Genomic DNA, 11,691 nt, shown 5'->3' with positions numbered 1-11,691 from the left:
AATGGCATTGCAGTTTTATTTTGGCTCTTCCGGAAGTGGAAAGAGCCACAGGCTTCACAGAGATATCATCACATGGGCGGAAAAGGAGCCGGGACGCAGCTTTCTGTTTCTGGTTCCCGATCAGTTTACCATGCAGACCCAGCTTGACCTGGTGAATGCCAGTAAGAAAAAGGGGATCATGAACATTGATGTACTGAGCTTTGGGAGACTGGCCCACAGGATTTTTGAGGAAACCGGTTTTACAACGGAAACGGTACTGGATGATACAGGAAAGAGTCTGATCCTCAGGAGGATCGCCGAAAAGCACAGGGAAAATTTAAGCGTGATCGGAAAGAATCTGAACCGGATCGGCTATATCCATGAGGTAAAGTCAGCTCTGTCAGAGTTCATGCAGTACGGTCTGACACCGGAGGATGTGGACGGGCTTGCCGGATTTGCAGGAAGAAGAGGAACCCTGTCCGGGAAGCTGAAGGACTTAAGTGAGCTTTACCGGGCTTTTCTTACCTGTAAGGAAGGAAAATTCATAACGACGGAAGAAACGCTGGAGCTTCTGACAAGGGCAGTGGAGCAGTCTGCCATTATCAGGGACAGTGTGATCATATTTGATGGCTTTACAGGCTTTACACCGATCCAGAACCGGCTGATCCAGCGTCTGATGGAGCTGACCGAAAGAGTCATCGTTTCCATAACAATCGATATTTATGATGACCCCTACAAAATGGCAGGGGATCAGGAGCTGTTTTATCTAAGCAAAAAGACGGTCCGGGATCTTTGCAGGCTGGCAGAGGAAGCCAGTGTAGAGAAGATGGAGGATGTCTATCTGAAGGAAGAGCCGGTATATCGTTTTTTACAGAACCCGGCACTGGCACATCTGGAGAAGAGTTTGTTCCGGTATCCTTTTGCCCCTTTTGCAGGAGAAACGAAAGCGCTGCAGCTCTCAGAATGTCTTTCTCCGGCAGGTGAAGCAAGAGCTGTGGCTGAAAAAATCCGTGAGCTGGTACTTTCTAAAGGGTACAGCTACCGGGATATTGCCGTTATCGTAGGCGATATGGAAACCTATGGAGATTATCTGGAACGGGAAGGGGAACGGTATGAGATCCCTATGTTCATGGACAGGACAAGGGGACTTCTGCTGAATCCCTTTATTGAATTTATAAGGAGCAGTCTGAAAATGGTGCTGACGAACTTTTCCTATGAATCAGTATTCCATTATCTGCGGAGCGGACTGGCAGGTTTTGAGGAGGAAGAGGTCGACAGGCTGGAAAATTATGTAGTTTCCCTGGGAATACGGGGAAGGAAGAGCTATCAGGAGGTCTTTGTCAGAAAAGGAAAAGGGATACCGGAAGAAAAACAGGCGTTATTTCTAGCTGGACTGAATGTAACAAGGGAAAAACTGATGCTGCAGATGATGCCCCTGCTTGAAAAGCACAGAAGTGCCGGGGAATATGTCAGAATGCTGTATGATTTTATTGTGCAGGCAGATATGGCAGCAAAGCTGGCGTCCTATGAGCAGTGGTTCCAGGAGAATGGAAGACCGGAAAAGGCACGGGAATATGCCCAGGTATACCGGTTTGTCATGGAGCTTTTAGAGCAGATCGAGGCGCTTCTAAAGGATGAGGAAATGTCTTTGCAGGAATTTACAGATATTCTGGATGCCGGCTTTGCCGAGATCGAGATCGGGATCATTCCGGGCAGTGTGGACAGGGTTGTCGTGGGGGATACCCAGAGGACCCGGCTGAAGCAGGTGAAGATTCTGTTTTTCCTTGGCGTAAATGATGGAAATATTCCAAAGAGTGGTCAGGGAGGGGGTATCATTTCCGATATTGACCGGGAATTCCTGCAGACCTCCGGCATTGAGCTGGCGCCTACACCAAGGCAGGAAATGTATATCCAGAGACTGTATCTTTATATGAATCTGACGAAGCCATCAGAGCGGCTGTATCTGTCCTATGCACGCTGTGGCAGTGACGGAAAGAGCATCAGGCCTTCCTATCTGATCTCCCTGATCGAGAGGATGTTTCCGGGTATTCATAAGGAATATCCGGACATGGTTACTTCAGTGACAGAAAGACTCTGCGGACCAAGGGACGGACTGCTTCTGCTGGCAGAAGGCCTGCAGGCATACAGGGAGGGAAGACGGGAGCATGAAAAGGAAACAGCAGCACTTCTGAAGCTGTACCGGCAGAGTGAGGATTACAGGGAGCTTGCAGAAGAGATGACAGAAGCGGCCTTTGCAGGATACTCGCATTCACCGCTCTCTGAACAGGTGGCCAGAGAAATTTACGGCACTATGCTGCAGAACAGTATCAGCCGTCTGGAGCGGTATGCAGCGTGTGCCTATTCCCATTTCCTGCAGTATGGGCTGCAGCTAAGGGAGCGGGAGGAATACAGCTTTGAACCGGCAGACCTTGGAAATATATATCATATGGTGCTGGAGCGTTTTGCAGGAAAACTTGCAGAGCATGGAAAAACCTGGTTCAATTTTGATGAAACAGAAGCAGATGCCTGGCTGAAGGAGGCTCTGCTGGAGAGCACAACCTCTTATGGAGAAACGATTCTTTACAGTAACGCCCGTTATGAATATATGACGGAACGGATCCTCCGGATTTTGAGGAGAACGGTCAGGACATTGAAGACACAGCTTCTTGGTGGTGCCTTTGTGCCTTCTCATTTTGAAATGTCATTTCAGAGAGTAGAGGATCTGGATGCAGTAAATATTGCCCTGTCAGAGCACGAAAAGATGAAGCTGAAGGGAAGGATCGACAGGATCGATACCTTTGAGGATGAGGAGCATGTTTATGTAAAGGTGATCGATTATAAGTCCGGAAACAAAAAATTTGACCTGGCAGCCCTGTATTACGGACTGCAGCTCCAGCTTGTTGTTTACATGAATGTTGCTGTGGAAATGGAGAAAAGGAGGAATCCGGGGAAGGAGGTAGTACCGGCAGCCCTTCTTTACTATCATGTGGCTGACCCCCTGGTTAAGGAGGAAAAGGAGTTGTCGCCGGAGGAAATAAATGACCGGATGCTGAAGGAGCTGCGGACAACAGGAATTGTCAGTGCAGAGGAACCGGTGGTGAGCCTTCTTGACAGAACCCTGTCCGGAAAATCCCTGCTGATCCCGGTAGAGCGGAAAAAGGATGGCAGCTTCTCTGCCTCCTCCAGTGTGGTATCAAAGGAGGATTACGAGGTGATCTCCGGTTATGTAAATGAGAAGATCAGACAGTTCGGACGGGAGATCCTTTCCGGGAATATGGCTGTCAATCCCTGCGAAATGGGACAGGGAACAGCGTGTACGTACTGTGCATACAGGAGTGTCTGCAGCTTTGATGAGAAGCTGCCGGGCTATCAGGTCAGGGAGCTGAAGGATGAGGGCAGAGATGCCATTATGGAAAAAATGAGGGAAGCTATGATGCAGGAAAAAGCCGGAGACAGATCCGGGAAGGGAGGAGAGCAATGGCAGTAACATTTACAGAGGAGCAGCTTAAGGCGATCACTCTCCATGACCGGAATATCCTGGTATCAGCGGCTGCAGGAAGCGGTAAGACAGCGGTGCTGGTTGAGAGGATCATACGGATGATCACCAGGAAGGAAGCTCCGGTCGATATTGACAGGCTTCTGGTGGTGACCTTTACCAGTGCTGCGGCGGCAGAAATGAGGGAGAGGATCAGCCTTGCCATAGAAAGGGCGCTGCTTGAGGATCCGGAAAATGAGCATCTGCAGAAGCAGAGCACTCTTCTCCACAATGCAAAGATCACGACCATTGACAGCTTCTGTCTCTTTGTGGTCAGGAATAATTTTAACGATATCGGGCTGGATCCTGCCTTCCGGATCGCAGATGAGGGTGAGCTGAAGCTGATGAAGCAGGATGTGCTGACAGAGCTTTTGGAGGAATGGTATCAGGAAGGCACAGAAGAGTTTCATGCCTGTGTGGAATATTTTACCGGAGGAAGCAGTGACAGGGCTCTCGAGGAATACATAGGAAAGCTGCATGGCTTTGCCATCAGTCATCCATGGCCGGAGGAATGGCTGAAGGAACGGGAAGAGGATTATAAAATAACAGACGTATCAGGACTGAAAGCCCAGGAATGGGTGGAGTATTTGTTAAATTATGTTTTAACATGTATAAGAGAAGACGCTGACAGGCTGCGTGAGGCGGTGAGGCTGGCAGAACAGCCATCAGGTCCCTGGTATTATGGTGAAATGCTGGAGAGAGAGGTGGAAATGCTGGAGGCTGTGGCCGGAAGGGACAGCTATCAGGCACTCGGAGAGGCTTTTTCCAGGATTCATTTTGACAGGCTGCCGGGGAAAAAGGATGACAGTGTGGATCCGGTCATCCGGGATCAGGCCAAGGAGATCCGGAATGCAGTCAAAAAGCAGATCGATGAGCTGCAGGAGAATTTCTTCCTGCTTCCGGCAGAAACAGTGATCCGCAGAATGCAGGAGGCGTCAGGACCGGTCAGGACACTGCTTGCACTGACCATACAGTTCCTGCACCGGTTTGAGGAAAAAAAGAGACAGGAAAATGTGATCGACTTCAGTGACATGGAGCATATGGCACTGCAGATCCTGCTTCAGAGAAAGGAGGATGGAAGCCTTGCTTCCACACCGGCTGCCAGGGAGTACCGGCAGTTTTTTGCTGAGATCCTGATCGACGAGTACCAGGACAGCAATCTGGTCCAGGAGCTGCTCCTTAAAAGTGTTTCCGGAGAGGAAGAGGACGCATTCAACCGGTTCATGGTAGGAGATGTCAAGCAGAGCATTTATAAGTTCAGACTGGCAAGACCGGAGCTTTTTATTGAAAAATACACCTGTTATTCTAATGATGACTCAGTGAGACAACGAATTGATCTGCATCAGAACTTCCGTAGCAGAAAAGAGGTTATCACCAGTATCAACCATGTATTTGAGAGGATCATGGGAGAAAGGATCGGCGGGATATCTTATGATGATGCGGCGGCTCTGTATCCGGGAGCTGTTTATCCGGAAGGGGAAGGGTATGGAACAGAAATCCTGCTGACAGAGAAGGATCAGAAGGGAGGACTGTCAGGCAGCGGATCAGAAGCGGTCATGATTGCTTCCCGTATCCGGGAGCTGCACAGGACACTGCAGGTACAGGACAAGGAAAGCGGCGGCCTCCGTCCGGTGAAATACAGTGATATGGTGATCCTTTTACGTGCTGTTTCCTCAACAGCAGAGGAATTCAGAGGAATCCTGGAGAAGGAGGGAATTCCGGCCTATGTGACATCACGGACGGGATATTTTCAGGCGGCTGAGGTACGGGAGATCCTGGCACTTCTGCAGGTCTTAAACAATCCCATGCAGGATATTCCGCTGTTTGGAACAATGAAATCCTTCTTTGGAAGATTTTCAGAGGAAGAGATTGCCGGGATCCGTGTGGCAGGGGAGCGTAGCAGTCTTCTGTATGAGGATCTGGTCAGGGGGGAGCAGGACGAAAAGGTTTCCGGTTTCCTTAAGAAAATCAGACGCTGGCGGAGAATGGCAGTGTATACCCCTATCCATAAGCTGATCCAGAGCATTCTGACAGAAACGGGGTACCTTGAGTATATCCAGGCAAAGCCTGGCGGAGACCAGAGAAGAGCCAATGTGGAAATGCTGCTGGTACGGGCGGCAGCATTTGAGAAAACAAGCTATTACGGACTGTTTCATTTCCTTAGGTATATGAAACAGCTTGAAAAGTATCAGGTCGATTATGGAGAAGCGGATGTACTGGATGAAAATGCAGATGTTGTCCGGATCATGAGTATCCATAAGAGTAAAGGACTGGAGTTTCCGGTCTGCTTCGTGGCGGGACTTTCCCACCGCTTTAACAGGACGGATATGAGCGGAAGCCTGATCCTGGATGTGGATATGGGAATCGGTGTGGACTATGTGCAGAGCAGGGAGCGGATCAGCAGCAGGACACTGCGGAAAAATGTGATCGCAACAAAGCTGAAGCTGGAAGCCTTGTCAGAAGAGATGCGTATTTTGTATGTAGCCATGACAAGAGCCAGGGAAAAGCTGATCCTGACAGCAGCGGTGTCTGACCTTGAGAAGCTAAAGAGTGCGATGAAACAGAGAGAACCATATGAAAAGGTGCCCTTTTCCGTGCTGGCATCGGCAGGCTCCTTCCTTGATTTTCTCCTTCCCTGCTTCAGGGCAGATGAGGTAACCTTTCTGGGCAGTGAAGAGCTGTTTACGAAGGAAGTGGAAGAAACCATACGAAATTATGACAGTAAACAGGAGCTTCTATTGTCCAGTGTGGATAATGAGATTATGACAGAAATGTCACAAAAGCTAAACAGAGCCTATCCCCATATGGAGCTGCAGCATCTCATTGTGAAGACGACGGTGTCAGAACTGAAAAAAGCCGGGATGGGTCATTTATCAGAAAGGTCAATCAGCGAGCTTTCCGGTGGTATGGCAGAAGGGAGAGAGGAGGGCTTTACAAGAGAGCTGTTTCCGCAGCCTGAGGTTACTCCTTATATTCCATCCTTTATCAGGGAACAGGAAACCATGTCGGGAACAGACCGAGGAACAGCCTACCATAAGGTCATGGAGCTGCTGGATCTTGCAGGGGTGCTGGCGTGGGAAGAGAAGATGGAACAGGAAGCTGCTTCGGGTGCAGGAGCAGATCAGAAGCAGCTGGGTGCGCAGCTTCAGGCGCTGTGTGAAAGCGGAAGGCTGAAGCAGGCAGAAAGAGATGCGGTGGCAGACCGCAAGATAGAGGCTTTTCTGAATACTGCCCTTGCCAGAAGAATGGCAAGGGCACAGCAGGCAGGGAAGCTTTACAGAGAGCAGCCCTTTGTCCTTGGACTTCCGGCAAACAAGCTGGGAGAGGATCTCCCGGAAGAAGAAACTGTGCTGATCCAGGGAATCATAGATGTTTTCTTCGAAGAAGAGGACTATATCGTGGTGGCTGATTATAAGACAGACCGGGTAGAAACATCAGAAGAACTGATCCGGCGGTATCAGGTGCAGCTTGATTATTATGCACAGGCACTTGAGCGTCTTACCGGAAAGCAGGTGAAGGAAAAGCTGATCTATTCCTTTGCCCTGTCAAGGGAGATCCGGCTTTGATGATAAGGCCGTCAGTGCAGGGATTCTAAAAATTTACGGATATAAGGAAGAGCAGCACCACAGGCAATCGGTATGCCGGCACAGGAGGCAGCGGATATAAAATGCCGGTCAGTTGGAAATGCACTCGCCTTTTGGATCTTTGATAATAATAGATCAATATCATTGTCTGTAATATAAGGAGCAATACTGCCACCGAGAATTACGTCATAATCAATAACCATGTGGAGATTATCTATTGCAATGGTCAGCGCAGAAAGATAAGAGAGCCAGCGTTCTTCATAGCTGTGCTCTTTTTTTCTCAGATGAAGGAAAAAATCCTCAAGAGTTTCATCCCCCTCAAGAAGGGCAGAAACAGAGCAGCAGGTTTCCATACATCCGCGCTTGCCGCAATAGCAGGGCTTTCCGTCTGGTATAATTGTCATATGTTCAAAAACACCACTTTTTAATTCACAACCCTTCAGAAATTTTCCATTTACGATAAGAGCACCACTCAGATTTTCCCGTATATGAAAGAATATTGCATTTTTCTTTTCCGGCTGCTGCCATAGCTCCAGGGTAGCTGCGGCCTCAGCATCATGGATCATTGTGCAGGGAAAGGGCAGATATTTGGAAATGGCACGTACGGTCAGACCGGTACAATTTAGGATTTTTCCATAGGTAACTGTTTTTCCATCCGCAGAGATCAGTCCCTGCAGTACGATACCGATACCCAGAATAGAAGAAGATGGGTATGCAAGTGAAGTCAGGAAATGAGTCAGCTTTTCACCCAGCAGTTCAAAATAATCCGGTGTATTGGAAAAGGGAACAGCGTATTGGATAGTGTGGAGCAGGGTTCCTCTCAGGTCAATAGCTGCCATGGAAAGCGTATTAAGACGGATTTCAATTCCGATGGAAATCCGGGCATCATAGATACAGGATATAATCTGCGCCTTACGTCCGCCTGTAGAAGCGAAGGAGCCATTTCTTTCGATCAGACCAGAGGCTTCCAGACTCTGCAGCTGCTGGGATACCGTTGGTAAGCTGAGCGTTAGCTGGTATGCAATGTCCTGCTTGGAAATACGTTGTGTTTTGTAGATCAGCTCATATACCCGCTTGCGGGTTATGGGATTTGGTTGACCATTCATAAGGTAAAAGCTCTCTTTCTAAAAATTATACCAATGCTTTGTTCAGGATAACACATCCTGTTACAAACAGCAAGCTTTGTGTATAGTGCACAAAAAAATATATATTTTTTTTGATTATATGTCATTGACTAATAAAAAATGTTCGTATAAACTTATAACATAAACTTTTGCAAAACGAATTTGCAAAAGCAGTTCACAAAAGCGGTTCAAAAAAAGGAGGGAAGCGAGTGGATACAGCAAGAGAGTTACCAAAAAAGATGAAAGCAATTGTTGCTTATGCACCGGGCGATTACAGATTTGAGGTCGTGGATACCCCAAGAGCAGGAGAGGGTGAAATGATCCTGAAGGTAGAAGCCTGTGGGATCTGTGCAGGTGATGTGAAGGCCTTCCATGGTGCAAAGAGCTTCTGGGGCGGTGATGGAAATCCTCCCTACATTAAGGCACCTATGATCCCTGGCCATGAGTTTGTTGGCAGGGTTGTGGAAATTGGTGATAAGGTCAAGGGAAACTGGAAAATTGGAGACAGAATCTGTCCTGAACAGATTGTTCCCTGCGGCGAATGCATGTTCTGTAAAACCGGAAGACACTGGATGTGTGAAAAGCACGATCTTTTTGGCTTCCAGAATAATGTAAATGGCGGTATGGCTGAATATGTACGTCTGACGAAGGAAGCGCTTCCATATCTGGTACCCGCAGATATGCCTGTTGAAAAGGCTGCTCTGATCGAGCCATATGCATGTGCATTTCATTGTGTGGACAGGGCACAGCCAAAGACGACAGACTTTGTGGTGCAGTCAGGAGCAGGAACACTGGGACTCGGAATGATCGGAGCCCTGAGACAGGCAAATCCTAGGTGCCTGGTAGTTTTGGATATGAACGATGAGCGCTTGAAAAAAGCAAAGGAATTTGGGGCGGATATCGTCATGAATCCGGGAAAAGAAGATGTGGTGTCTAAGATCAAGGAGATGACAGGCGGATATGGCTGTGATATCTATATTGAAGCAACCGGACATCCATCCAGTGTACAGCAGGGACTGGATTGTATCCGTAAGCTGGGACGTTTTGTTGAATTCTCTGTATTTGGAGAAAAGGTATCTGTGGACTGGAGCATCATATCTGACAGAAAAGAATTGGATCTTCTTGGTGTACATCTGAGTCCCTACTGCTATGACACGGTGATCGAATGGATTGACAATGGGAAGCTGCCGACTGCCGGAGTGGTAAGTCATAAATTCCCGTTAGAGAAGTGGGAAGAAGGATTTCATCTGGCACAGACCGGAGAAGATGGAGCAATGAAGGTTGTTCTGGTACCGGGAATGGAGGGATAGTATGCAGAGGATTCTCAATGATCCGGACAATATTGTAGACGAGATGCTGAGCGGCTTTCTGAAAGCAAATAGTGATATAGTAGAAGCCACGGAAAATAAGCGGGTTGTTAAAGCCAGATGCAAAGGCGAAGGAAAGGTTGGCGTGATCACCGGAGGCGGCTCCGGACATAAACCGGCATTCATTGGTTATGTTGGAGAAAATATGTGCGATGCTGCAGCAGTTGGTGAAATCTGTTCTTCCCCTACAGCAGTTGCCTTTCTGGATGCGGCCAAATGTGCAGATCAGGGAAAGGGAGTAGCCTGTCTCTATGGAAATTATTCCGGGGATAACATGAATGTAAAAATGGCTGTGAAAATGGCACAGAAGCAGGGCCTGACGATAAAGACAGTGATTGCCAATGATGATGTGGCCAGCGCTCCTAAGAATCAGAGAGAAAAGAGAAGAGGAGTTGCCGGGGAGATCTTTATGTGGAAATGTGGCGGTGCCAAGGCTGCAATGGGCGGTTCACTTGACGAGGTGATCAATGCAGCACAAAAGGCAATTGACCATACGAGGAGTGTTGGTATTGGTCTGACACCATGTACACTTCCGGCGGTGGGACATCCTAATTTTGAGATCAAGGATGGCACTATGGAGGTAGGGATAGGACACCATGGAGAGCCTGGAATAGAAGTGTGTGAGCTGGAAACGGCTGATAAAATGGCAAAGAGAATGACAGATATCATCCTGCCGGACTATCCTTTTGAAGCAGGTGATGAGGTTGCAGTGCTGATTTCCGGGCTTGGGGCGACACCGGTAATGGAATTGTATGTATTATACAATGAGGTGGAAAAGCTTCTGCAGGAAAAAGGAATTGCAGTCTACAGAGCATATGTGGGAAATTATTTTACATCATTAGATATGATGGGTGCAACGCTTACATTAATGAAGCTTGATGAGGAATTAAAGGAGCTCCTTGATATGCCTGTTAATACAGTAGGATTGAAGCAAAAAGGGAAGGAGAAGGGATGAAAGCGTTTCATAACAAGGATGGAAAGCCTGTTCTGATGAGGATGGTCAGTGGAATTAAAGAAAATAAGGATTACCTCGGTGAAATTGACGGCCTGATCGGAGACGGTGACCATGGGATGAATATGAATAAAGGCTTTAGCCTGTTTCAGCAGCGGTTTGAAAAGGAAACGTTTGATCTGAGTGAAGGCCTGAGAGAGCTGGGGATGATCCTGCTTAATGAAATCGGCGGTTCCATGGGTCCGATCTATGGAACTGTATTTATGGCAATGGCAGATGAAGCAGACGGAAAAGATGAGATTACAGTTTCAGATCTGTACCAGATGCTGGATCAGGCGAAAAAGGAGCTGGAAGAGCTTGTTGGAGCAAGAACAGGAGATAAAACGCTGATGGATACACTGACACCTGCAGTGGCAGCTTTGGAAAAAGCCGGCCAGGAGGGTGCGGATATGCAGACTGCCCTTGTACAGATGAAAAAGGCTGCAGAGAGTGGAAGAGATTCCACGAAGGATATGATAGCAAAATTCGGACGTGCCAGCAGACTTGGGGAACGGTCAAGAGGTGTACTGGATGCCGGGGCTGTATCCTGCTGTATCCTGCTTCAGAGCTTTGCAGACGGTATAATGGAGGTGATCGGGTGAAACTTGCAATTGGCTGTGATGAAGCAGCATATCAGCTGAAAAAGACGATAATGGAGCATTTGTCTGATATCGGTGTTGAATATGAGGATTACGGAGCGGCAGAGGGAGAAACTGTTTTATACCCGGATATAGCAAGGAAGGTAGCTGAGGCAGTGGCAGAAGGAAAATATGAACGGGGCATTCTGGTTTGCGGAACTGGAATCGGAATGGCTATTACGGCCAATAAAGTCCCGGGGATACGGGCAGCAGTCTGTCATGACCCATATTCTGCAGAGAGAGCCAGAAAAAGCAATGACGCACAGATCCTCTGCATGGGAGAAAGAGTGATCGGGAAGGAGCTGGCTAAATGCCTGGTTGATATCTGGCTAAAAGCAGAGTTCTCTGGCGGAGGATCACTTCCCAAGGTGAAACGGATCGGAGAAGTGGAACAATACTATTTTGACAAAGTAAAAAAACAAGTATCTGATTGACATTTTCTGTAGCGTGGAATATACTATGGTTAAGAAATG

The 11,691-nt window shown here is 48.0% G+C and carries 7 protein-coding genes; 6 read left to right on the top strand and 1 reads right to left on the bottom strand.

Annotation, left to right across the window (positions count from 1 at the left end):
* The first annotated feature begins 1 nt into the window (after position 1).
* Together addB and addA are read left to right on the top strand one after the other, a co-directional pair.
* A complete protein-coding gene (gene addB, locus OCV77_RS04535; protein WP_262573697.1) occupies positions 2 to 3,466 on the top strand; it encodes a helicase-exonuclease AddAB subunit AddB in 3,465 nt (1,154 codons plus the stop codon).
* Positions 3,457 to 7,080 carry a helicase-exonuclease AddAB subunit AddA gene (gene addA, locus OCV77_RS04530; protein WP_262573695.1) on the top strand — a complete coding sequence of 1,208 codons (3,624 nt, stop codon included), beginning with the start codon at positions 3,457 to 3,459 and terminating at the stop codon, positions 7,078 to 7,080. Before addB ends, addA begins: the two co-directional genes overlap by 10 nt.
* Positions 7,081 to 7,091: 11 nt before the next feature.
* Here the strand turns inward: addA and OCV77_RS04525 are convergent, their stop codons facing one another.
* A complete protein-coding gene (locus tag OCV77_RS04525) occupies positions 7,092 to 8,204 on the bottom strand; it encodes an ROK family transcriptional regulator (RefSeq protein ID WP_262573693.1) in 1,113 nt (370 codons plus the stop codon).
* A gap of 257 nt (positions 8,205 to 8,461) precedes the next feature.
* On the opposite strand from OCV77_RS04525, the gene OCV77_RS04520 reads away from it, so the two are divergent.
* From OCV77_RS04520 to rpiB, 4 genes are read left to right on the top strand one after another with little or no spacing between them, the layout of a single operon-like run.
* Entirely contained in the window at positions 8,462 to 9,532 is a 1,071-nt protein-coding gene (locus OCV77_RS04520; RefSeq protein WP_262573873.1) for an alcohol dehydrogenase catalytic domain-containing protein, read from the top strand.
* A 1-nt stretch (position 9,533) separates the two neighbouring features.
* The gene (locus OCV77_RS04515) at positions 9,534 to 10,544 is read left to right on the top strand and encodes a dihydroxyacetone kinase subunit DhaK (protein ID WP_262573690.1); all 1,011 of its coding nucleotides are present in this window, start codon (positions 9,534 to 9,536) and stop codon (positions 10,542 to 10,544) included.
* A complete protein-coding gene (gene dhaL, locus OCV77_RS04510; RefSeq protein ID WP_118797510.1) occupies positions 10,541 to 11,182 on the top strand; it encodes a dihydroxyacetone kinase subunit DhaL in 642 nt (213 codons plus the stop codon). The genes OCV77_RS04515 and dhaL overlap by 4 nt, the downstream gene beginning before the upstream one ends.
* Positions 11,179 to 11,652: a ribose 5-phosphate isomerase B gene (gene rpiB, locus OCV77_RS04505; RefSeq protein WP_262573686.1), complete on the top strand. Its 474-nt coding sequence runs from the start codon at positions 11,179 to 11,181 to the stop codon at positions 11,650 to 11,652. Before dhaL ends, rpiB begins: the two co-directional genes overlap by 4 nt.
* Positions 11,653 to 11,691: the final 39 nt, after the last annotated feature.

This window comes from Suilimivivens aceti (genome assembly GCF_025567405.1).
Classification (GTDB): Bacteria; Bacillota; Clostridia; order Lachnospirales; family Lachnospiraceae; genus Suilimivivens; species Suilimivivens aceti.
This window is presented reverse-complemented; position numbering and strand designations above follow the sequence as displayed.